The following is a 22,222-nucleotide window of genomic DNA, read 5'->3' as shown; positions in this document are numbered from 1 at the left end:
ACATGCTGCCGTTCTGGATCGCCTTGCAATTTCTCAGCAGCCTGCCGATTCGTCTGCCGGGCATGCCGCAGCCTCAGGAAATGGGGCGTTCGCTGCTGTTTTATCCGGTGGTCGGCTTGCTGTTCGGCGTGCTGCTGTGGGGGCTGAATGCGGCGCTGATGGGCGCGCCACTGTTGTTGCACGCCGCGTTGTTGCTGACCGCCTGGGTCCTGCTCAGCGGCGGCCTGCACCTGGACGGTCTGGCCGATAGCGCCGACGCCTGGCTCGGCGGCTTTGGTGACCGCGAGCGCACGCTCACCATCATGAAAGACCCGCGCAGTGGCCCGATTGCCGTGGTCACCCTGGGGTTGGTGTTGCTGCTCAAGTTCACTGCGTTGGTGGCGTTGATCGAGCAGCATAACGGCGCGGCGTTGATCCTGGCTCCGCTGATCGGGCGTGCATCGCTGTTGGCGTTGTTCCTCACCACGCGCTACGTGCGGGCCGGCGGATTGGGTCAGGCGCTGTCGGATCATTTACCCAGGCTGGTCGGTCAGCAGGTGCTGATTCTCAGCGGCCTGGCGTGCATCCTGATCGGTGGTTTCAGCGGCGGGATTGCCGTGCTGCTCGCTGCCCTCTGCTTCGTGGGGCTGCGCCAATTGATGGTCAATCGCCTCGGTGGCACTACCGGCGACACAGCCGGCGCGCTGCTGGAGCTACTGGAAGTGGCGGTGCTGGTCGGCTTGGCCCTGTAACACTTTCTTGCATTTCCTTAATCCCGGGTATATACACGCTCCATGCTTGCCTCCCAATGTTTATGCACAAACCTGCGTCGCGCCGCCCGTGGCGTCAGCAGGTATTACGACGGCGCTCTCGACGGCTTCGGGATCAACGTTGCCCAGTATTCTTTGCTGTGTAACTTGCAACGTCTCGACCAGCCGAGTATTTCCAGCCTGGCCGAAGCCATGGGCCTGGACCGCAGCACCCTGGGTCGAAACCTGCGGGTGCTGGAAGGTGAGGGCCTGGTGCAGCTGGTTGAAGGCGATGACTTGCGCAATCGCCTGGTGCTGTTGACGGACGCCGGCATCGAACGGCTGGCGGCGGCATTGCCGGCGTGGGAAGCGGCGCAGCAGAAATTGATCGATCAACTGGGCGCGGAAAAACGCGAAACCCTGTTGGCCTTGCTGGACGAACTCGCTTGAAGGCGGGTTTGTTCGAACACAAGCGGGTATATACCCGCGGCGGAGAATAAGAAATGACCTCGATGTGGCGCACCAGTGGCTGGGTTCTTTTGGGGAGTGCGCTGATCCTGGCGTTGTCCTTGGGCGTGCGGCACGGCTTCGGCCTGTTCCTGGCACCGATGAGCAGCGAATTTGGCTGGGGTCGCGAAACCTTTGCTTTCGCCATCGCCTTGCAGAACCTGATCTGGGGCCTGGCGCAGCCGTTCACCGGTGCCCTGGCCGACCGATTCGGTGCGACCAAGGCGGTGTTTGTCGGGGGCGTGCTGTACGCCGCAGGCCTGGTGTTGATGGGCATGTCCGACTCGGCGTGGTCGTTGTCTTTGAGTGCTGGTTTGTTGATCGGTATCGGCCTTTCCGGCACATCGTTCTCGGTCATTCTGGGCGTGGTGGGGCGTGCCGTGCCACCGGAGAAACGCAGCATGGCCATGGGCATTGCAAGCGCGGCCGGTTCTTTCGGCCAGTTCGCCATGGTGCCGGGCACCCTCGGTTTGATCGGCTGGCTGGGCTGGTCGGCGGCGCTGTTGGCGCTGGGCATGATGGTCGCGCTGATCCTGCCGCTGGTGGCCATGCTCAAGGACCGGCCGCTGCCCGTGGTGGTCGGTCAGCAGACGATGCGCGAAGCCTTGAAAGAGGCCTGCTCCCATTCCGGGTTCTGGCTGCTGGCCTTCGGCTTTTTCGTGTGTGGTTTCCAGGTGGTGTTTATCGGCGTGCACCTGCCGGCTTACCTGGTGGACCAGCACCTGCCGGCGACCGTCGGCACCACAGTGTTGGCGTTGATCGGCCTGTTCAACGTGTTTGGCACCTACACCGCGGGTTGGCTGGGCGGGCGCATGTCCAAGCCGCGCTTGCTGACCGCGTTGTACCTGCTGCGCGCGGTGGTGATCGTGTTGTTCCTGTGGGCGCCGGTGACCGAAGTCACGGCCTACCTGTTTGGTATGGCCATGGGCTTCTTGTGGCTGTCCACCGTGCCGCTGACCAACGGCACGGTTGCGACGTTGTTTGGTGTGCGAAACCTCTCGATGCTCGGTGGGATCGTGTTCCTGTTCCACCAGTTGGGTTCGTTTCTCGGCGGCTGGTTGGGCGGGGTGGTCTATGATCGAACCGGCAACTACGATTTGATCTGGCAGGTGGCGATCCTGCTGAGCCTGCTCGCTGCCGCGTTGAACTGGCCAGTGCGTGAGCGGCCAGTGGCGCGCTTGCAAACCCAACTGGAGGCGGCATGAGTGTAGCGTTGCGGTTTCTGCTGCCTGTGGCGGCCGTGCTGTTGCTGCTCCTCGCTTGGTGGGGTTGGCAGCACGGCGGGCTGGCGTTGATGCAACTGGGTATGTCGATCTGTTAAGTTCATTGCCTGAACTCTTGCAAGGACACTCCACATGCTGAAGCGTTGGCTCGCTGTACCCGTCCTGATGGCTGCGTTTGGCGGCGTGGCCATGGCCGCCGATTGCCCGCCGTTGCTGGAAGGCCAACTGCCCAAGTTGCGCGCCAAGGAATCCATCGACCTGTGCCAGCGCTTCGCCGGCAAGCCGCTGGTGATCGTCAATACCGCTAGCTTCTGTGGTTTTGCGCCGCAGTTCAAAGGCCTCGAAGCCCTGTACCAACGCTACAAGGGCCAGGGGCTGGAAGTGATTGGCGTGCCGTCCGATGACTTCAAGCAGGAAGCCAAGACCGGCGAAGAGACGGCCAAGGTGTGTTACGTGAACTACGGCGTGACCTTCACCATGACGGAGCCGCAGAAGGTCAAGGGGCCGAATGCGGTGCACCTGTTCAAGATTCTGGCGCAGCAGACCAGTGCGCCGAAGTGGAATTTCTATAAGTACGTGGTGGATCGCCAGGGTAAGGTGATTGCCAATTTCTCCAGCCTGACCAAGCCGGACAGTCCGGACCTGATACAGGCGGTGGAGCAGGCGTTGTCTTCAAAACCCTGATCACCGGCCACTAAAAAGCCCCGCCTCCTTTGCAGGAGAGCGGGGCTTTTTTACACCGGTCTGAATCAGAAGGTGTAGGTCATGCCCAGGCCGAAACCGTTGGCACTGTTTTCGTATTTGGCGCGGTAGCTGGCCGTCGACGGAGCAGCAGCAGTCTGATTGACCTTGACGTCTTCTTCTTTCAGGTAGGAGTAGGCGAGGTCGATGGTCATGTTATCCATGACTTTGTAGCCCAGGCCCACGCTGAAGATTGTACGGTCACCGGTAGGAATGCGCGGCGAACGATCAGTGTTGTTGGTCGGCGATTGGTCGAAAGTCAGACCCGTACGCAGCACCACCTGTTTGGTCAACTGGTACGAAGTACCCACGGCGTAGGCCCAGGTGTCGTGCCAGTCCTGTTTCTCGGTGATCGCCGTCAGCTGGCTTGGTGCCAGGCCACCGCCTGCAGCAGCGGTCACACCTTCGTTATTGACGGTGATTTCCTTCAGGCGGCTCCAGCGTGTCCAAGTGGCACCACCGTACAGTTTCCAGGCGTCGGTCAGGTCTTGAGTGACCGACAGATCGTAGGATTCAGGCGTTTCGATTTTCAGCGAAGCGTCGTAACGGTTATTGCGCAGGAACGGCTGTGTAGCGGCCGGACCGCTGACGGTGGTGTGACCGTCCAGCTTGTAGTTGACCTTCGAGTGGTAGGTCAAGCCCACGCGTGTGGTATCGGTTGCTTGAACCAGCACGCCGACGTTGAAGCCCAGGGCGGTATCGTCACCCTTGATTTTGACATTGGTGTCGCTGAAGGCCGGGTTGAGGGTCTTGTCCGACTCCAGCACGCCGGAAATCCGGTTGATGGTTGGGCCAAAGCCGATGGAAACCCGGTCGTTGAATGCATAGCTGACAGTCGGCTGGAAGGTGATGACCTTCACTTCGCTCTTGCTGCCGAAGCCACGGCCCTGGAAGCCGCTTTCATAGTCGGTCACCAGGCCGAACGGTGCGTAGACACCGAAGCCGATGGCCCACTGATCATTGAGTTTGTTGGTGTAGAAGCCAAATGGCACCGCGGTGAACGGAACCATGTCACCTTTGTTGGAACCGCGAGAGTTGCCGCCGGTGTCGCTGATGTCAGTCGAGGCATCGATGGCCGCTACACCGCCCGTGATCTGCTGGCCATTCAGGCGAGCCATACCGGCAGGGTTACCGTAAACAGTGCTTGCATCATCGGCAGAAGAAGAGCGACCTGCGAAACCTGTACCCATCCCGCTGACGCTCTGTTCGTTCAGTGCGAAACCGCTTGCGAACAGGTGGGAGGATGCCATGGCAACGGCGAGGCTAAGTGTGGTCTTGAGCATTACTTTTTTCATTATTAGAACTCCGTGGTGATCACCGCTGCGGAAAGTAACAATAAATTTAAGTTCGCGCTATAGGCTGTAATGCAGGAGATAGAGCGGTTTTGTAGGACAATCCGACCAAAATCAACGTTTTTAGCCGAATCTTGCAAAACGCCTGATCAACAAGTGACCTGATTCATGGGTGAAACACAGGTTTGCCAGGCTTGAGTGAAATCGCGCAGCCTTCCTTGTGGATGAAAAATTTCTTTCCAGATACGCGCCATCGCCAATACATCACCAGGCAGTGGAAGGGCGGGACTATGTTGTTCGACCAGCAGCCAGGCGATGGCGGTGGCGTAACGCAGGTTGACGGTGAGCTCAAGTTGGGGTGCGCTGAGAAATGCATGCTGGCTGGCCAGCCCCCGCACCAGGCTGGCGCGTTCGGGGTCCAGGGCCAGGTAGTCGTCCCAGAGTGCGCGGTGACGAGGTTCGGTGATGCTGTACAGGCCATGGCCACGCCGATCGTGCAGGGCGGAACCCAATTCCGATTGGCTGGCGGCAATGCCCAGCAGCAAGGATTCGGCCGCTTGATCATCCCGGCCCAGGTACTTCAGCGTGGGCCTGATCACATAACGACACAATTCACTGGCAGCGATACCCATACAAGCCTCAATCCGTGAAAGTGGTCGACGAAGCCTGAGAGGGGGCTTGGCAGCAGGGGATCGGATCTCAGGCTCGTCGCAAGCGGATCATGCCGCTTGAGTTGAAGTGTAGTGTCATATTTGTGATGTAAAGGACTGTTTTTAAAACATCTTCTTCATTTAGTTATAACGTTTATATCAATTTGGCCTTAGTACAAATGCTCAAACCTTGAATTCCGGGCAATAAAAAACCCTGCTTTTCAGGCAGGGTTTTGTGTTTCAGCAACTCGGGTCGGTCAGGCAGTCAGGGCCTGACGGGTACGCTCGATCACGGCCTGCAGCGGTTCTGCGCTGGAGTATTGATCGGGGTACAGGCGTTCGCTGTGACGAGCGATGCCGTGTTCGTTGACCAGGGTGAAGCTGAAGCAGCCTTTGCGAGCGGCCATGATCAGGCAGTTCATTGGGGCAAAAGCGTTGGTGAGGGTGCGAATGGCATCCTGAGTGTGGATTTGAGCGTTCATGTTATGGGTGTTCCTACAAATGACACGGATTAAGAACCGTGCAACGTTAAAACGTTCCAGTAACGTTGATCACCATTGATCAAACGAAGAACCCGACTGGAACAAAGCAGCCAGTTTGAAGCGCTGATAAGTTAGGCGCGCTTGGGCTGGCAGGTAGGTACTTAGGAGGGCAGGCAACACAACAGGGGCAAAGGTTCTGGGCCCGGGGTGAAGATCCTGATCAATTTGCAGGTTGGTTCGGTCAGAGTATTGAGACTTCGCGACACCCTTTGCTTGTTCAAAGGCTGTGTCGTCGCAAGGAATACCTGGAAACCATCGAGGTGGTCGATCCCGTGTTGTTCAGGGGACTTATTCGACCAGAATTGACTTTCAGCTTGGTACTAACGCGGCGGATAGTAACGGATTGAAACAAGGAAAGAAAGTGTGCTAGTCAAAATAATTTAATCAGGCGCCCAGTAACCCGCGATAGACCAGTACCGTGATCGCCGCTGCCAGCGAGCAGCCCAGCCCGTAGGCGGCCAGGGTCAGGCGCAAGGATTGGCCGGTCTCGACCACCTTCATCACGTCGCGCATGTCGTTGATTCGGCCGTCACCCAACTCGATGCACAGGCTCGCGGCGGTAAATGCGGCTGACAGCAGGATGGCAATCGCGAACAAGGCGCCATCGGGGGAGGGCAGCACGGCATTGATGCCCAGCGATATCGCGCAGACCGCCAGCAGCAACAGGGCGAATAACAGAATTCCTTTCATCGAGTCGCACAGGGTTGTGTGGGTGAAGCAGTGTGGCGAGCCGGCGCGGATTTGAAAAGCACCTCGGTTTGGCCCGCCGGTAACATTTTCCACCGTGTCGGATCAAAAAACGCCGACGATATAACCATCAGGTGGGTACTTGTGCACATTAGTTGCGGCGTGTGTAACCACGCTGTCAAGTACGATGAAGGGCCGCCAATTGCCTGCAAAGGAAATTTAAGTCAATGAAAAATCTCGCTTTTTTTTATTGGTGAAAAAATCGTCAGTTTGACTGCGGCCCCCATTCCATGGGCCTTTGCGAGAGTTAAAGGGGGGTTGTCCACTGAGTTATCCACAGCTTCTGTGGATTGTCCCGAGCGCTTGCTCTAGAACGGGCGTGCAGGGTTTTTTCAGCTTTACCTGTACGAAAAAAAGAGTAGAGTGGCGCGCCTTCCGTTCTGTCCCGCAGTGCTTTATGAAGTTTCGCTCAGTATCACCTTCTGTTACCGACACTCCTCAAACTGTTACCGCACCCAAGCGTTTCTCCTTGAAAGTTGCCTTGTGGTTGCTCGACAGCCCGCGCCTGGGCCATAACACCAACGTCAAACACTTCGCCGGGCGCTTGCTCAAGCAGCCGGCCCGTGAAGGTGTGGTAGCTGCCCAAAGCCGCCTGGGCCAGTTGATGTGCCGTGAATGCGGCAACGCCCGCGACCGCCGCATCGGTCACGACCTGCTGCGCCTGGCCGCCCGCGCCGGTGATCGCCGTGCCCAACGCGAGCTGGGCCAGGTCGAAGACTGAGCTGTCCTCTCGCCCCGCGCTTGGTTAACCTTGCACTTTTTCGGTAATGGCAGAAATGGCTATGGCTTTTGACTGGACCAGTATTGCCTTGGGTCTTGCTGGCGCAGCGGTGCCGTTGTTGGCCCTGTGCTGGCAGCTCCAGCAACGCCTGAGCGCGCGCATGAGCGGTTGGGAGTTGCTCGAAGAGCGCCTGGCCATGGCGCAAATGGCCCAGGAAGGGCTGGCGGCCCAGTTGGATGCCAGTCGTGACGAGATCAGTGACCTGAGCCAGGCCAACGCGGCCAAGCAGGCGGACCTGGCCGCTGTGCGCCGCGAGGTCGAGCTGTTGCAGATCGACCGCGACAACGCCCGCGACGCGGCGCATGCCTGGAACCTCGACCGCAGCGCCAAGGACACCGAACTGCGCCGCCTCGACGCGCTGGCCGCGGCCCTGAGCGCGGAGCTGCGTGAACAGCAGGAAAGCCATCAACAACGCCTCACCGACCTGCAAGGTTCACGGGACGAGCTGCGCGCGCAGTTCGCTGAACTGGCCGGCAAGATCTTCGATGAGCGCGAGCAGCGCTTCGCCGAAACCAGCCAGGAACGCCTCGGGCAGCTGTTGGACCCTCTGAAGGAGCGCATTCAATCCTTTGAAAAGCGCGTCGAAGAGAGCTACCAGAACGAAGCCCGCGAGCGCTTCTCCCTGGCCAAGGAACTCGAACGTCTGCAGCAACTGAACCTGCGCCTGTCGGACGAAGCCACCAACCTCACCCGTGCCCTCAAGGGCCAGAAAACCCAGGGCAACTGGGGCGAGCTGATCCTTGAGCGCGTGCTGGAACACGCCGGCCTGGAGAAGGGCCGCGAGTACCAGACCCAGGTCAGCCTCAAGGGCCCGGACGGCGAGCGTTTCCAACCGGACGTGCTGATCATGTTGCCGGGTGACAAGCAGGTGGTGGTCGACTCCAAGGTCAGCCTCACCGCCTATCAACAGTATGTGGGCGCGGATGATGAGGTGATTGGCCAGGCGGCGCTCAAGCAGCACGTCCTGTCCCTGCGCAATCACGTCAAAGGCCTGGCCGGCAAGGATTACAAACGCCTGGAAGGCCTGCACAGCCTGGATTTCGTGTTGCTGTTCGTCCCTATCGAGGCTGCGTTCTCCGCTGCCTTGCAAGCCGAACCCAACCTGTTCCAGGAAGCGTTTGACCGCCATATCGTGATCGTCAGCCCTACCACCTTGCTCGCCACGCTGCGGGTGATCGACAGCCTGTGGAAGCAGGAGCGCCAGAGCCAGAACGCCCGGGAAATCGCCGAGCGTGCCGGCTGGCTGTATGACAAGTTCGTCCTGTTTATCCAGGACCTGGATGAAGTGGGCAACCGCTTGCAGCAGTTGGACAAGGCCTACAGCGCTGCGCGAAACAAGCTGACCGATGGGCGAGGAAACCTGGTCAGCCGTACCGAGCAACTGCGGCTGCTGGGTGCCCGCGCGAGCAAAAGCCTTCCTGCCGATCTGCTGGAGCGTGCCATGACCGACGCCGACGGCGTCGCCCATCTCCCCGAATAAACAATGCGGTCGATGTGGGAGCTGGCTTGCCTGCGATAGCGGTGGATCTGTCACGACCGCTATCGCAGGCGAGCCAGCTCCCACATTTGACCGAGTCGGACCGGTCTATAGGGGTAAATGCCGACTCAACAACGCACGCAACGCCGCGGGTTTGACGGGTTTGGCGAGGTAATCCAAACCTGCGGCGTGCACTTCAGCGACCATTTCCGGGCGGCCGTCAGCACTGATCACCACGCCCGGAATCGGCTCCGCCAGTTGCGCGCGCAGCCACCCCATCAGTTCAGTGCCGGTTTCACCCTGGTCCAGGTGGTAATCCACCAGCGCCAGTTGTGGGCGCATCCCCTCGGCCAACAGCGCAGCGCATTGCGCCTGGTCGGTGGCGGTCCAGACCTCGCAGCCCCAGCGGGTGAGCAGGCTGCGCATGCCAATCAGGATACTTTCTTCGTTATCCACGCACAGCACCTGTGCGCCGCTCAATGGCAGGCCGTTTTCCTGCGCCGCCTTGACCTGCAGATTCGCCTGGTTGCGCGCCAACGGTACGCGCACGCTGAACACGCTGCCTTTGCCCGGCCACGAACGTACGCTCAAGCGATGGCCGAGCACCCGGCACAGGCCGTCGGCAATCGCCAAACCCAGCCCCAGGCCTTTCTCGGCACGGGTCTGGTGGCTGTCCAGGCGCTTGAATTCTTCGAAGATCACCTTCTGTTTATCCAGCGGGATGCCAGGGCCACGGTCCCACACTTCCAGGCACAGTTCGCCCTTGCGTCGACGTACGCCGAGCAGTACCGGGCCGTCGGCATAGCGGAAGGCATTGGTGAGAAAATTCTGCAGGATCCGGCGCAACAACTTGATGTCACTGTCCACCCGCAAACGGCTGCCACGCAGGCGGAAGCGCAAGCCTTGCTCCTGGGCCAAGGCCTTGAACTCCGCGCCCAGGGTGTCGAACAGCTCGTTGAGCACAAAGGGCTGACGCTGCGGATTGATCTTGCCGTTCTCCAGGCGTGAAATGTCCAGCAGGTCGCTGATCAGGTCCTCGGCCGAGCGCAGCGAGCTGTCCAGGTGCTGTACCAGTTGCCGGGCCTCGCTGGACATCCCGTCGTTCTGGTGGGAGAGGGCGGCGGAGAACAACCGGGCCGCGTTCAACGGCTGCATTAAGTCATGGCTGACGGCGGCCAGAAAACGGGTCTTGGATTGGCTGGCGGACTCGGCCACGCCCTTGGCGTCAGTGAGTGCCACATTGAGCTGCGAAAGCTCGTGCGTGCGCTCGGTCACCCGTTGCTCAAGGCCTTCGTTGGCCTCGGTGAGTGCCTGCTCGGCTTCACGGAACGCGGTGATGTCGGTGAAGCTCATGACAAACCCGCCGCCCGGCATCGGGTTGCCAATCAGCTCGATCACCCGGCCATTGGGAAACAGACGCTCGGACGTATGCGCACGGCCCTGGCGCATCCAATGCAGGCGCCGCGCCACATGCACTTCGGCTTCGCCCGGCCCGCACAGGCCACGCTCAGCGTTGTAGCGAATGATGTCGGCAATCGGCCGGCCCACGCTGATCAGGCCTTCGGGGTAGTTGAACAGCTCCAGGTAACGGCGGTTCCACGCCACCAGCTTGAGCGACTGGTCGACCACGCTGATGCCCTGGGTGATGTTCTCGATGGCGCCTTGTAGCAGCGCCCGATTGAACTGCAGTACTTCCGACGCTTCGTCGGCAATGCGTACTACGTCTTCGAGCTGCATTTCCCGCCCTTCAATGGCGGCTTTCACCACTGCGCGGGTCGAGGACGCACCGAGCACACCTGCCAATAAGCGTTCGGTGTGGGCGATCCAATCGTTATCGGCATTCTGGTTGGGGTTGAAACCTTTGCCTTGGCGATAGGCGAACCGGATAAAGCTCTGTTGGGCGCGCTCCTCGCCAACGAACCGTGCAGCCAAACTGAGCAGGTCGCTGATTTGCACCGACAGCATCGAGCGGGCACTGGCACGCTGGCTGATTTCCTGGCCGATGAAGCGCCCGGCCTGCCAGTGTTCGGATACCCGCGTGCGCGACAGCATCGACACCCATACGAACAGTGTGAAGTTGCCTGCCAGGGAGAACACCGTGCCGAGGGTCAGTGAGGTGACGGACAAGCCCAGCGGGTGTGAGTGCATCCACGTCAGCCCTGGGAAAAGGCTCAGAGACCATCCCAGGCTTTTCGCCGTCACCGGTAGGACCAATGTGTAGAACCACAGGAATGTTCCCGCAGCCAACCCGGCAAACACACCGCGCCGGTTGGCCTGTTTCCAGTACAGTGCGCCGAGCATGGCCGGTGCCAGCTGGGTCACGGCGGCGAAGGCGATCTGGCCGATGGTTGCCAGGCTCGCGCTGGAGCCGAGCAAGCGGTAACTCACATAGGCCAGCAGCAGGATGATCACGATGCTGACCCGGCGTACCGACAGCATCCAGTGGCGGAACACCTCGAACGGCCGCTCGGCGCTGGAACGGCGCAGCAGCCACGGCAGCAGCATGTCGTTGGACACCATGGTGGACAAGGCGATGCTTGCCACGATCACCATGCCGGTGGCCGCCGAGGCGCCGCCGATAAACGCCAGCACCGCCAGTGCCGGGTGCGCTTCGGCCATGGGCAGGCTGATCACGTAGGAGTCCGGCAACACCGAGCCCGGCAGCATCATCTTGCCGCCGAGGGCGATGGGGATCACAAAGAGTGCGGCGAGGATCAGGTACGCCGGGAACACCCATTTGGCCAGGCGCAGGTCCTGCGGGTCGATGTTCTCGACCACCGTCACATGGAACTGCCGGGGCAGGCAGATGATCGCCATCATCGCCACGCCGGTCTGTACCACCATCGAGGGCCAGTTGATGGTTTCTTTCCAGTACTCCTCCAGCCGAGGCGCGAGCATGGCCTGGCTGAACAGATCACCGAAACCGTCGTAGAGGCCGTAGGTCACAAACGCGCCGACGGCGAGAAACGCGAACAGCTTGACCAGGGATTCAAATGCGATGGCCAGTACCATGCCGCGGTGGTGTTCCGTGGCGTCGAGGTTGCGTGTACCGAACACAATGGTGAACAGCGCCAGCACCAGCGACACGATCAGCGCGGTGTCCTGGGCGCGGGTGCCGGTGGTGTCGGGGCCGGAGCCGATCAGCAGGTTCACGCCCAGCACGATGCCTTTGAGCTGCAAGGCGATATAAGGGAGCACGCCGACCAGGCAGATCAGCGCCACCACCACAGCCAAGGATTGGGACTTGCCGTAGCGCGCGGCGATAAAGTCGGCGATGGAGGTGATGTTTTCCTGCTTGCTGATCAGAATCATCTTCTGCAGCACCCAGGGCGCCAACACCAGCAACAGCACGGGGCCGAGGTAGATCGGTAAAAACGCCCACAGCTGTTCGGCGGCCTGGCCTACGGCGCCGAAGAAGGTCCAGCTGGTGCAGTAGACCGCCAGCGACAGGCTGTACACCCAGGCACGCATACGCGGTGGCAGCGGCGCACGGCGGCGGTCACCGTAGAAGGCGATGGCAAACATAATGGCCATATAGGCCAGGGCAACGGCGGCGATCAGCCCGCTGGACAGCGTCATGGTAACTCCGAGCATAAAAACACCCAGGCATTCCAGGCCCGGTTGCACAGTCTCGCATGATGCTTGGGGTTAGTCAGTGTCGACCAAGGTCGTGTGCAGGGCTTGTGTGGGGGCTGGTTCCTGCAAAAGCCGGTGTCTACCGTGGGCGGGGTGGCAGGGTTTTCTGGCGCAGGATGTAGATCGTCACCAGCACCGCACTGGTCAGCATGAAGCCCCGGGCCCAGGGCAGTGGCACCAGGTAGCAGGACAGGCCGATGCTCAACCACATCAAGCCGATGGCGTAGACCTTGCCTTTGAGCGGGATGCCGTTGCCGTCCAGGTAATCACGGATCCACGGCCCCAGGCGTGGGTGTTCCACCAGCCAGTGGTAGAAGCGCGGAGAGCTTCGGGCGAAGCAGGCGGCGGCAAGCAGCAGGAAGGGCGTGGTCGGCAATACCGGCAGGAAAATGCCGATCACTCCCAGCGCCACGCTCAGCCAGCCGATGGCCAGCAGGGCGTAACGCAGGAGCAGAGGACGGTTGCCCATGGGTGTCACGGGCAAGCGACTCAGTGGTGACGGGGCTTGAGGATCGCCGGTTTTTCGTCAGGGGCGTTGCACAGCAGGTACAGGGCGGTCAGGGCTTCCGGGATCTGAACGATCATGTCGTCCATCAGATTGGCGTCGGCCGCGATGTCGGAGAACTCCGGCTGGTCGTCGAACAGGCCCGAACCCACCATGATCGGCAGCAGCATTTCGCTGACTTCTTCCTCGGCGGTTTCGAACCAGGCGGCTTCGCGCAGGAACACACCTTCCATGAAGCCGATGCACCAGCCGCGCAGGTCGGAATCATCGGGCTCGTCACCCAGGTCCAGCTCGCATGGCAGCTCGAACTCCTCGTCGGAAGCCAGCTGGCGACCGATGTGGGCCTTGAGGGCCAGCAGGGTGGATTCGATTTCTTCACGCTGGGCAGCGTCGGTGTAGTGCGGTTCTTCGGCGAACAGCGCGTCGATCCATTCGCGGTCGGGCACGACTTCGGAGCAGATCGACAGGGCGGTCAGGTAGCCATGGGCGGCCACGTAGTCCAGCGCCTCGTCATGCAGCTCATCGGCGTCGAGGAAGGCTTGCAGGCGGGTTAGTTGCTCAGCGAAGGACATTGAAGGACTACCTTGGGAATAAACGATGCTGAATTCTAGGCCTTCTTGAGCGCCCAGGCCAGCCGCACTGCATATTTGCCAGGTTTTAGAGAGTGGTCGCTATTCGTCAGCGGCGCCCTTTGCCGGGTGTCGCTCGGGTATACTGCCACGTTTTGTGATGTCCCGGCAGGCCAAGGCCAATCCGAGAAAACTTCGCTTACGGATTATTTGCCGTGCAGACGCGTTTTCTCAGCCAGCCTGTACAGTGGGATTTCGGCACCATTTTGGAGTTTTACATGCTCGAGCAGGCTCAACGCGTCCTCAAGGACATCTTCGGCTACGACAGTTTTCGTGGCCGCCAGGGTGCGATCATTGAGCGCGTGGCCAGTGGCGGCGATGCCCTGGTACTGATGCCTACCGGTGGCGGCAAGTCCTTGTGTTTCCAGGTGCCGGCCCTGCTGCGCAACGGCCTGGCCGTGGTGGTGTCGCCGCTGATCGCGTTGATGGACGACCAGGTGGCCACCCTTGAAGAACTCGGCGTCGCTGCGGCCTCGCTGAACTCCACCCTCAGCCCCGAACAACAGCGCGACCTGGCCGCGCGGATCAAGCGCGGTGAAGTGAAGATGTTGTACCTGGCTCCCGAACGCCTGGTGCAGCCGCGCATGCTGGCGTTCCTGCAGAGCCTGGAAATCGCCCTGTTCGCCATCGACGAGGCTCACTGTGTCTCGCAATGGGGTCATGACTTCCGTCGCGAATACCTGCAACTGGGGCAGTTGGCGGAGCTGTTTCCCGATGTGCCACGCATCGCCCTGACCGCCACCGCCGACAAGCGTACCCGCGAAGAAATCGTCGAGCGCCTGCATTTGCAGAATGCCGAGCGCTTCCTGTCGAGCTTCGACCGGCCGAACATCTTCTACCGCATCGTGCCCAAGGAGCAGCCACGCAAGCAGTTGCTGGCGTTCCTGTCCGAACGGCGCAGCGATGCAGGTATCGTCTACTGCCTGTCACGCAAAAAGGTCGATGAAGTGGCAGCCTTCCTCTGCGAGCAGGGCTACCCGGCGTTGCCGTATCACGCGGGGTTGCCGAATGACCTGCGGGCCTACCATCAGAAGCGTTTCCTCAACGAGGAAGGCCTGATCATGGTTGCCACCATTGCGTTTGGCATGGGGATCGACAAGTCCAACGTGCGTTTTGTGGCCCACATGGACCTGCCCAAGTCCCTTGAGGCCTACTACCAGGAAACCGGTCGCGCCGGCCGTGACGGCCTGCCGGCCGATGCCTGGATGGTCTACGGCCTGCAGGACGTGGTGATGCTCAAGCAGATGCTGCAGAACTCCGAAGGCGACGAGCGCCACAAGCGCCTGGAGCAGCACAAGCTCGATGCCATGCTGTCGTTGTGTGAAGAGACCCGCTGCCGTCGCCAGACCTTGCTGGCGTATTTCGACGAAGACATGCCCGAGCCCTGTGGGCATTGCGACAACTGCATCGATGGCGTGCAGACCTGGGACGCCACCGAACCGGCGCGCCAGGCGTTGTCGACCATTCACCGCACCGGCCAACGCTATGGGGTGGGCCATCTGGTGGATGTGTTGCTGGGCAAGGACAACGAAAAAATTCGCAGTTTTGGCCACGAAAAACTTTCGGTCTATGGCATTGGCAAAGCCCGTGCGGAAGGCGAGTGGCGTTCGTTGTTCCGGCAGATGGTTGCACGCAATCTGGTCGACATTGACATCGAAGGTTATGGCGGGCTGCGCTTGAACGACAATTGCCGGCCGTTGCTCAAGGGTGAAGTGAGTCTTGAACTGCGCCGCGACCTCAAGCCGCAAACCACCGTCAAGAGCAGCACCAGCCAGGCTAGCCAGTTGGTACGAGGCGAAGAGCGCGAACAGTGGGAAGCCTTGCGTACCCTGCGGCGCAAACTGGCGCAGGAACACAGCGTGCCGCCCTACGTTATTTTCCCGGACTCCACCTTGCTCGAAATGCTGCGCGAACAGCCCACCACCATGGCCGAGATGGCCCGGGTCAGCGGCGTGGGTGCACGCAAGCTGGAGCGCTACGGCCAGGCGTTCCTGGAAGTGCTCGGCGGGCAGGCCGAAGCACCGAAGGAAGTCGCCGATATCCGCCACGAGCTGATCAGCCTGGCACGCGCCGGCATGACCCCGATCCAGATCGCCGGCCAGTTGCAATGCTCGGAAAAAAACGTCTACACCCTGTTGGCCGAATCCATCGGCAAGCAGCAGCTCTCCCTGGAGCAGGCCCTTGATTTGCCAGAGGATTTGCTCGGTGAAATCCAGGACGCTTTCCTTGACGGAGAAGGCGAATTGCCACCTGTCGCGGAGGTTGCGCCACTGTTTACGGGTCGTGTTCCTGAGGGCGTTTTGTACTGTGTACGGGCGGCTTTACAGTCTGAATTCGAAATTTAGTGCGCCAATTACGACAATGTAACGAATCAGTACATAGCAACTCTTGCCTACTGGCATGGCTCATGCTTAGCTGACTAATAATTAGCCACACTTTATTTTCAGTCTAAACCATGAGTTTTTTATGCCGTTAACCGATCAACACCGCTTTGGCATGCAGTTGGCGCAAATGTCCCGAGGTTGGCGTGCCGAACTGGACCGCCGTTTGGCGGGGCTGGGTTTGTCCCAGGCACGTTGGCTGGTGCTGTTGCACCTGGCCCGTTTCGAAGATGCCCCCACCCAGCGGGAACTGGCACAGAGTGTCGGTGTAGAAGGGCCGACCTTGGCGCGGCTGCTCGACAGCCTCGAAGGCCAGGGCCTGGTGCAACGCCAGGCGGTGTTGGAAGACCGCCGTGCCAAGCGCATCCTGCTGTGTGACACAGCCCGTCCGTTGATTGAGCAGATCGAAACCATCGCCACGGCCCTGCGCCATGAGCTGTTCGTAGGGGTGGACGAAGCCGATTTGAGCGTGTGCATGCGCGTGCATGCGCATATCCTGGCGAACCTGGAAAAGTCCTGACCCCTGATTCAGTGAAGATCAAAATGTGTGGGAGCGGGCTTGATCGCGAATGCGGTGTGTCAGCGACTGAAAAGGTAACTGATACACCGCATTCGCGAGCAAGCCCGCTCCCACATTTGGTTTGGTGTTCGGCTTTTCTAGAACGTCTGGCCCAGGTTCAGGTACACCGCCTGCTGGTTGTCATCGTTGAAGCCATAGCTGAAGTTCAGCGGCCCCAGCGGCGTATCGAACCCCAGGAAAATACTCGCGGCGTTGATATACCCGCTGTCGAACTCATTGTCGTTGTTCCACGCCCGGCCCCGTTCCAGCGATGCCCCGAGGTACAGCGGGAAGTCCAGCGGTAAATAAGAACGCGGCGTGAGGCGACGGTAGTACACCGCGCGCATCAGGCTGATGTTCTGGCCCGAGATCGCATCCTCGCGAAAGCCTGACAACTGCCGCGCCCCGCCGAGCAGGAAGCTGGAAATCACCACGTCGGATTTATCCAGCGTGCGCCCGTAGCGCCCGCCCAGCACCAGGGTGTCCGGGCCATTGCTCATGGCCTTGTCCAGCTTGAACTCCCACTGGCGGTAGCGTTGGTCCGAACCCAGCCCCGGTTCGAACTCCCGGTAGGCCAGGCCAATGTCTTCGCCGGCATGGGGGAAGTACACGTTGTCCAGGGAGTCGAACGAGTACTTCAGCTCATAGAAGCCCTCACTGAAGCTCACGCTTGGCGAGTCGCGGTCGCCAATACGCACGTCGGCCTTGCCCCAGGCCTCGCCGACGCCGAAGCGGATCTCGCCGCTGTTGCCGATCTGGCGCCCCACGTTCAGGCCGAAGCCGTAGCGTTCCAGGCGGTATTCGGAGATGGGGTCGTTGTCCAGAATCAGTTCAACGTTCTGCGCCTGGGCACTGATATAGGGCGCGACGAAGTAGCGTGAGCCGGTGTCCATCGGCTGGTAGAACTCGCTGTACAGTTCTTGGCGATCACCGATCTGCACCCGCGTCAGCCATTCCGCGCCAAGGCGGTTGATACCGTTGATGCGGTAGCTGGCACCGAGGTTGAAGGCGCTGTCGCCGCGCATGTCATCCGACAGGTTCAGGCCCAGGCGCAGGTAATCGGTGCCGGCGCGTTTGCCGCGTGCGCTGATCACCAGGGTGTTGTCCTGGCCCTTCTTCACCACGCGGTATTGCACCTGCTCGAAGTAGTCCAGGCCGTACAACGTGCCCATGTCGGTTTGCAGGCGCCCCAGGTTCAGCGGTTCACCCAAGGGTTGGCGGATGTAGTAGCGGATCACGTCTTCGCTGACTTTCGAATCGTTCTCCACCTTGATCGCGGTGATCACCGGGGTGCGTTCACCTGCAGTGCGCGCGGCCACCAGTTGAGGGTCTACAGGCTCGGTGGGGCGTAAATGGGCCAGGCGCACGTCGAGGGCGCGGGTGGCGCGGTAGCCGGCGTCGATCATGTCTTTGGCGCGGCCGAAATCCGTCACGCCGTAGGCGGCCAGGGGCGGTTGGATCAGCACGTCCTTGGGGTGCAGGGCCTTGAGTTGTTCCTCGGAATTGCGTCGGGTCATCAGGGTGATGGACTGGTTGAGCACATCGACCACCGTGGCCAGTTGCTTGCGCGAGCGCAGCGGGGTGCCAATGTCGACCACAATGGCAATATCCACGCCCATCTCCCGCGCCACATCCAACGGGATGTTGTCGGTCATGCCGCCGTCCACCAGCAGGCGGCCATCGATCTCCACCGGCGCGAAGACGGCCGGGATCGACATGCTGGCACGAATCACCTGAGGCAGGTGCCCCTTGCTGAACACCACTTTCTCACCGGTGGTGATGTCGGTGGCCACGGCCCGAAACGGGATGGGCAACTTGTCGAAATTACGCGTGTTGCTGTTGTGGGCGAACATGCTTTCCAGCAACAGCGCGAGGTTCTGGCCCTGGATCACGCCCAGTGGCAGGCCCAGGCTGCCGTCGTCGCGGAAGCTGAGTTTCTGTTTGACCAGGAAGTCCCGGTCATCCTGCTTGCGTCGAAACGGCACGTCCTCCCGGGGCGGCGCATCGGACAGGGCCTGTTGCCAGTCGATATTCAGCGCCAGCTTTTCCAGTTCATCGATCCTGTAGCCCGAGGCATACAGCCCGCCGATCACCGCGCCCATGCTGGTGCCGGCGATGGCGTCGATGTGGATGCCTTGTTCTTCCAGCGCCTTGAGCACGCCGATATGGGCCAAACCCCGGGCGGCACCGCCGGAGAGTACCAGGCCGACTTTGGGCCGTGGAGGCTCGACGGCGTCGGCAAGCAGGGGGACAAGGCACAGGAACAGGCAGGACAGCAGGCGGCGCATCATCAATCTCGAGGCTGGGCGGTAAAGGCCGGTATTATAGCCACCCGATCCTCCGAGCCCGTTACGCCAGGAACCTCTCAAATTATGTCCACGAACAAACCCGAGATCGTCATTACCTATTGCACCCAGTGCCAATGGTTGCTGCGTGCCGCGTGGCTGGCCCAGGAGTTGTTGAGTACGTTCTGCGACGACCTGGGGCGCGTGGCATTGGAACCGGCTACCGGCGGGGCGTTTCGCATCACCTGCGATGGCGTGCAGATCTGGGAGCGCAAGGCCGATGGCGGTTTTCCGGAAGCCAAGGTGCTCAAGCAACGTGTGCGCGACCAGATCGACCCAGCACGCGACCTGGGCCACAACGATCGTACGCAATGACGGTCACCGCCGCAGAGCAGCGGTGACCGTTAAGGCTATTTGGCCGCCAGCTTTTGTTTGATGAACCCGACCACCCAAGTCAGCACCAGGCCGCCAGCGCCGCCGCCCACGATATTGCTGCCGACTGCCGCCACATCCAGCGCTTCACCGCCGGACGTTCCAGTGAGCTGCGAGACAACCTGGCCCAGGACCAGGCCACCAATACCGCCGAGAAGCGTATTGAGCCCAGTCCCCAGGCTCTGCTTGGTCATGCCGGCGACGTTTCCGCCGACGGCACCGCTGATGATTTGAACCAGCAAGCTGATGAGCATTTCCATGATGAAACCCCTGCATAGCGTTATGGGAGTGACCACTCGCTTGCAGCAACATCAAAGGGCAGGGCTGTCGTCGAGAGGCCTTATCCGTTGAACGACGACAGACTGTTGCGGATGCGCAAAGTATAGATCAAGCCGCCGCCGCAGGCTGTTTGGCCTGGCTGGCGCTGCCCATCAGGCCGGACAGCACGATGGCGATGATGATCAAGACGCCGCCCAGCAACATACGCAAGGTCGGGGTTTCGGCAAACAACAGCCAGGCCACGGTGATGCCGTAGACCGGCTCCATGGCAAATACCACTGAGGCGGTGCGCGCCTTGATCACCGCCAGGCTGGCCACGAACAGGCTGTGGGCCAGTCCAGTGCAGAACACGCCGAGCAGGCCAATCCACAGCCAGTCAATGGCACGCACATCGGCCAAACCAGGCGCCGCCACCGGCAGCAGGCATGCCGCAACCACGACGTTCTGGCACAGCGCCGCCTGCACGGCCGGGATGCGCCCGGAGCTGGCGCGGTTGTTCAGGGACAACAACGAAAACAGCAGCCCTGAGGCGATGCCCCACAGCAAGCCGCCCGTGGCTTCGCTCGCCAAATTGAAATCGGGTGTCACCAGCACCAGGCCGACACTGACCAGCGCCACCAGCACCACTTCATTGGCGCGGATACGCTCGCGGAAGATCAACCCTTCAAGGATCACCGTAAAGGCCGGGAACGCTGTGAACCCCAGGGTCGCCACGGCCACGCCGGCCACTTTGACCGCAATGAAGAAGGTCACCCAGTGCGCAGCGAGCAGCACGCCGCTGATGAGCAGCCGGCGCCAGTCACGCAGTTCAAGGGTTTTCCAGGTGGTGTTGCTGGCAAAGCGCGCGAACACCGCGAGGGCCAGTACAGCGAAGGCGGCGCGGCCAAACACGATGATGGCGGGCGAGGCGGCTGCCAGCTTGCCGAACACGCCGGTGAGGCCAAACATCAATGCGCCGATATGCAGGGCGCCGAGGGCTGAGCGGGGAGTCATTGCGATCCTTGAACCATCAGGTTTATCGAGGCGCAGTGTAGAGGGTTGCAAACGAGCGTGTCTGTCGTCCGACTCGCGCCCGTTGTCGCGAGACTCTTCCTACAGTGAGCGGCGCAACGCCCCCGGTGATGCGCCGAACTCCCGCAGCATCGCCGCTGCGAACGCACTCTGTGAGCTGTACCCGACGCGGTCGGCGACTTCACCGATGGGCAACGGCGTCTCGCGCAGCAGCTTCAAGGCCATCTGCAGCCGACGGCTGCGGATATAGTCCATCGGCGTCTGCCCGCATTCGACGATAAAACGTGCGTGCAGGCGTGCGACCGACAGGTCGGCGATGCGCGCCAAGTCAGCCACTTGCAGCGGGTGCGCGACATGCCGCTCGATGTGGGCGTTGAACGCGGTGTAGGGCAAGCGTTTGCCAGGCACGGGTTGGGCCTGGGGGTGATTGAGGCTGGCGAGCAGCAGCACCGCACCTTGCTGGACGATCAGCGGGTCATCCACCGGGCTGTGGGCCAGCCATTGCACCAGTTGGCTTTGCCGGGTGTCGAGGGTTAGGCGCGCGGGTTCGTCGAGCAGGCGGCGGCTGGCATCGGCGTGTTCGCCCAGCGATTGCACTACCCAGTGTTCGGTGGGCACATCCAGCACCAGGCAACGGCTGCCATCGCGGCTGCCGCAGGCATGGTGGGCCGAGAACGGCAGCACCATCACGCTGCTTTCGTGCACCTGGCTGCCTCGGCCATCCACTTCAAGGTCCAGGTGGCCGGACAGGCCGAACACCAGCTGCGCATGGTCATGGCTGTGGGCGAGGGGGGCTTCGATGTAGTGGCGTAGTGTGAGCGTCGGTCCCATCACGGTCTCCTGGGCAGCATCTGCGCAGTCTACAACGCTTCGCGGGCACCGGGCGCTGTCATCAGACTGACGCACAGTTGTCATGGGCTATTAATCGCCGTGGCGCAAGCTCGCGAAAACACCGTCGAGGGATGCCCATGACCAGTGCCGAGTTCGCCAAGCCCAGCCGCAAGCAACGGGTTCGTACCCTGTGGATTTCCGACGTGCACCTGGGCACCCGGGATTGCCAGGCCGAACATCTGTCGCATTTCCTCAAGGGCTACCACGCCGATAAGGTCTACCTGGTGGGCGACATCATCGACGGCTGGAAAATGCGCGGCGGCATGTATTGGCCCCAGGCCCATACCAACGTGATCCGGCGCCTGCTGACCATGGCCAAGCGCGGTACCGAAGTGATCTACGTCACTGGCAACCATGACGAATTCCTGCGCCGTTACTCCAAGCTGATCCTGGGCAATATCCAGTTGGTGGACGAAGCGGTGCATGTAACTGCCGATGGCCGGCATCTGTTGGTGATCCACGGTGACCAGTTTGATGTCATCACGCGCTACCACCGTTGGCTCGCGTTCCTCGGTGACTCGGCCTACGAATTCACCCTCACGCTCAATCGCTGGCTCAATCACTGGCGCGCACGCTATGGCTACGGTTACTGGTCGCTGTCGGCTTACCTCAAGCACAAGGTCAAGACGGCGGTGAGTTTTATCAGCGACTTCGAAGAAGCCATCGCCCACGAAGTGACCAAGCGTGAACTGCATGGCGTGGTGTGCGGGCATATTCACCATGCGGAGATTCGCAAGGTGGGCGAGGTGGATTACCTCAATTGCGGGGATTGGGTGGAGTCGTGCACGGCGTTGATCGAACACTGGGATGGCAGCATCGAGTTGTATCGGTTGGCGGATGCCCAGGCGAAAGAAGCACAGCTCAAAGCCGAGATGGTGGCGGGTTGAAGGATTCACACGGACAAAAATGTGGGAGCTGGCTTGCCT

Annotated in this window: 21 protein-coding genes; 10 read left to right on the top strand and 11 right to left on the bottom strand. The window is 61.0% G+C overall.

Annotated elements, in window-relative coordinates; all coding sequences use genetic code 11:
• Positions 1-2: 2 nt before the first annotated feature.
• From HX803_RS07305 to HX803_RS07290, 4 genes are all read left to right on the top strand, one after another.
• A complete protein-coding gene (locus tag HX803_RS07305; RefSeq protein WP_178919823.1) occupies positions 3-731 on the top strand; it encodes an adenosylcobinamide-GDP ribazoletransferase in 729 nt (242 codons plus the stop codon).
• Positions 732-773: 42 nt separating this feature from the next.
• On the top strand, positions 774-1,178 hold the full coding sequence (locus tag HX803_RS07300) for a MarR family winged helix-turn-helix transcriptional regulator (RefSeq protein WP_178919822.1): 405 nt from the start codon (positions 774-776) through the stop codon (positions 1,176-1,178).
• A gap of 53 nt (positions 1,179-1,231) precedes the next feature.
• Entirely contained in the window at positions 1,232-2,440 is a 1,209-nt protein-coding gene (locus HX803_RS07295) for an MFS transporter (RefSeq protein WP_372339900.1), read from the top strand.
• 150 nt (positions 2,441-2,590) lie between these two features.
• Complete coding sequence (locus HX803_RS07290) at positions 2,591-3,142, top strand: glutathione peroxidase (RefSeq protein WP_178919821.1); 552 nt, start codon at positions 2,591-2,593, stop codon at positions 3,140-3,142.
• Positions 3,143-3,207: 65 nt separating this feature from the next.
• Here HX803_RS07290 and HX803_RS07285 read toward each other — a convergent pair whose 3' ends face one another.
• The 4 genes from HX803_RS07285 to HX803_RS07270 all read right to left on the bottom strand — a co-directional run bounded on the left by HX803_RS07285 (position 3,208) and on the right by HX803_RS07270 (position 6,373).
• Positions 3,208-4,494, bottom strand: coding sequence for an OmpP1/FadL family transporter (locus HX803_RS07285; RefSeq protein ID WP_178919820.1), 1,287 nt, complete (start codon positions 4,492-4,494; stop codon positions 3,208-3,210).
• A 146-nt stretch (positions 4,495-4,640) separates the two neighbouring features.
• Positions 4,641-5,123 carry a hypothetical protein gene (locus HX803_RS07280; RefSeq protein ID WP_178919819.1) on the bottom strand — a complete coding sequence of 161 codons (483 nt, stop codon included), beginning with the start codon at positions 5,121-5,123 and terminating at the stop codon, positions 4,641-4,643.
• Positions 5,124-5,398: 275 nt separating this feature from the next.
• Complete coding sequence (locus tag HX803_RS07275) at positions 5,399-5,623, bottom strand: hypothetical protein (RefSeq protein ID WP_005790139.1); 225 nt, start codon at positions 5,621-5,623, stop codon at positions 5,399-5,401.
• Positions 5,624-6,067: 444 nt separating this feature from the next.
• On the bottom strand, positions 6,068-6,373 hold the full coding sequence (locus tag HX803_RS07270; protein WP_178919818.1) for a hypothetical protein: 306 nt from the start codon (positions 6,371-6,373) through the stop codon (positions 6,068-6,070).
• 454 nt (positions 6,374-6,827) lie between these two features.
• Between HX803_RS07270 and HX803_RS07265 the strand changes: the two genes are divergently transcribed.
• Complete coding sequence (locus tag HX803_RS07265; protein WP_025855837.1) at positions 6,828-7,151, top strand: hypothetical protein; 324 nt, start codon at positions 6,828-6,830, stop codon at positions 7,149-7,151.
• A gap of 61 nt (positions 7,152-7,212) precedes the next feature.
• Entirely contained in the window at positions 7,213-8,691 is a 1,479-nt protein-coding gene (rmuC, locus tag HX803_RS07260) for a DNA recombination protein RmuC (protein ID WP_372339899.1), read from the top strand.
• A gap of 105 nt (positions 8,692-8,796) precedes the next feature.
• Here rmuC and HX803_RS07255 read toward each other — a convergent pair whose 3' ends face one another.
• The 3 genes from HX803_RS07255 to HX803_RS07245 all read right to left on the bottom strand — a co-directional run bounded on the left by HX803_RS07255 (position 8,797) and on the right by HX803_RS07245 (position 13,401).
• A complete protein-coding gene (locus HX803_RS07255) occupies positions 8,797-12,267 on the bottom strand; it encodes a PAS domain-containing hybrid sensor histidine kinase/response regulator (RefSeq protein WP_178919817.1) in 3,471 nt (1,156 codons plus the stop codon).
• Positions 12,268-12,403: 136 nt separating this feature from the next.
• On the bottom strand, positions 12,404-12,793 hold the full coding sequence (locus HX803_RS07250; RefSeq protein ID WP_178919816.1) for a YbaN family protein: 390 nt from the start codon (positions 12,791-12,793) through the stop codon (positions 12,404-12,406).
• A gap of 20 nt (positions 12,794-12,813) precedes the next feature.
• Positions 12,814-13,401 (bottom strand): YecA family protein, encoded by a 588-nt coding sequence (locus HX803_RS07245; RefSeq protein WP_178919815.1) that lies wholly within the window; start codon positions 13,399-13,401, stop codon positions 12,814-12,816.
• Between the two features lie 275 nt (positions 13,402-13,676).
• Here HX803_RS07245 and recQ point away from each other — a divergent pair, with 275 nt between their 5' ends.
• Together recQ and HX803_RS07235 are read left to right on the top strand one after the other, a co-directional pair.
• Positions 13,677-15,803 (top strand): DNA helicase RecQ, encoded by a 2,127-nt coding sequence (recQ, locus tag HX803_RS07240; protein WP_178919814.1) that lies wholly within the window; start codon positions 13,677-13,679, stop codon positions 15,801-15,803.
• A 121-nt stretch (positions 15,804-15,924) separates the two neighbouring features.
• Positions 15,925-16,359: a MarR family transcriptional regulator gene (locus tag HX803_RS07235; RefSeq protein WP_178919813.1), complete on the top strand. Its 435-nt coding sequence runs from the start codon at positions 15,925-15,927 to the stop codon at positions 16,357-16,359.
• A 137-nt stretch (positions 16,360-16,496) separates the two neighbouring features.
• On the opposite strand, the gene HX803_RS07230 is transcribed toward HX803_RS07235, so the two are convergent.
• The gene (locus HX803_RS07230; protein ID WP_178919812.1) at positions 16,497-18,686 is read right to left on the bottom strand and encodes a patatin-like phospholipase family protein; all 2,190 of its coding nucleotides are present in this window, start codon (positions 18,684-18,686) and stop codon (positions 16,497-16,499) included.
• Positions 18,687-18,770: 84 nt separating this feature from the next.
• On the opposite strand from HX803_RS07230, the gene HX803_RS07225 reads away from it, so the two are divergent.
• On the top strand, positions 18,771-19,058 hold the full coding sequence (locus HX803_RS07225; protein ID WP_176996213.1) for a SelT/SelW/SelH family protein: 288 nt from the start codon (positions 18,771-18,773) through the stop codon (positions 19,056-19,058).
• Positions 19,059-19,093: 35 nt separating this feature from the next.
• Here HX803_RS07225 and HX803_RS07220 read toward each other — a convergent pair whose 3' ends face one another.
• From HX803_RS07220 to HX803_RS07210, 3 genes are all read right to left on the bottom strand, one after another.
• Positions 19,094-19,375 (bottom strand): hypothetical protein, encoded by a 282-nt coding sequence (locus tag HX803_RS07220; protein WP_178919811.1) that lies wholly within the window; start codon positions 19,373-19,375, stop codon positions 19,094-19,096.
• 127 nt (positions 19,376-19,502) lie between these two features.
• Positions 19,503-20,387 carry a DMT family transporter gene (locus HX803_RS07215; protein WP_178919810.1) on the bottom strand — a complete coding sequence of 295 codons (885 nt, stop codon included), beginning with the start codon at positions 20,385-20,387 and terminating at the stop codon, positions 19,503-19,505.
• Between the two features lie 99 nt (positions 20,388-20,486).
• Entirely contained in the window at positions 20,487-21,236 is a 750-nt protein-coding gene (locus tag HX803_RS07210; RefSeq protein WP_178919809.1) for an AraC family transcriptional regulator, read from the bottom strand.
• Between the two features lie 137 nt (positions 21,237-21,373).
• Between HX803_RS07210 and HX803_RS07205 the strand changes: the two genes are divergently transcribed.
• The gene (locus tag HX803_RS07205) at positions 21,374-22,183 is read left to right on the top strand and encodes a UDP-2,3-diacylglucosamine diphosphatase (RefSeq protein WP_178919808.1); all 810 of its coding nucleotides are present in this window, start codon (positions 21,374-21,376) and stop codon (positions 22,181-22,183) included.
• Positions 22,184-22,222: the final 39 nt, after the last annotated feature.

It is taken from the genome of Pseudomonas sp. P7548 (assembly GCF_013386585.1).
Taxonomy (GTDB): domain Bacteria; phylum Pseudomonadota; class Gammaproteobacteria; order Pseudomonadales; family Pseudomonadaceae; genus Aquipseudomonas.
Note: the sequence above shows the minus strand (reverse complement) of the source record. Positions and strands in the feature narration are given on the sequence as shown.